Source organism: Mesorhizobium escarrei, assembly GCF_935825525.1.
GTDB classification, from domain to species: domain Bacteria; phylum Pseudomonadota; class Alphaproteobacteria; order Rhizobiales; family Rhizobiaceae; genus Mesorhizobium; species Mesorhizobium escarrei.
This window is the reverse complement of sequence record NZ_CAKXZT010000003.1, coordinates 13,980-14,344: the sequence shown is the minus strand read 5'-3', so window position 1 is coordinate 14,344 and position 365 is coordinate 13,980. Positions and strand designations below refer to the sequence as shown.

At 60.8% G+C, this 365-nt stretch carries 1 protein-coding gene; it reads right to left on the bottom strand.

The genetic code is table 11. From position 1 onward, the window contains the following. Window positions 1–365, bottom strand: a 365-nt coding sequence (locus NMG80_RS01040; RefSeq protein WP_254016407.1) for an efflux RND transporter permease subunit, incomplete at both ends; no start/stop codon positions are given.

Below are 365 nucleotides of genomic sequence, written 5' to 3'. Positions count from 1 at the left end.
CGCCTGGACGTCACTGACCTTCTTGCGGACCTGGTACCAGATGTCGTCGAGCTCGCGCTTGGGCGTCGACTCCTTGAGGTAAACGAAAATGGTCGCCTGGCCGGGTTTGGTGTAGCTCTTGACGTAATCGAGCTGGGGAGTCTCCTCGAGCTTCTTCTCGAGCCTGTCGGTCACCTGTGTGAGCATATCGGCGGCGGTGGCCCCGGGCCAAACCGCCTGGACCACCATGGTTTGCACGGTGAAATCCGGATCCTCCTGCCGGCCGAGCCTCTCGTAAGCGCTGATGCCGCCGATGACGCAGACGAGCATGAGGAATACGACGATAGCCCGGTTGTGGACGGCCCATTCCGAAAGATTGAAGCGTG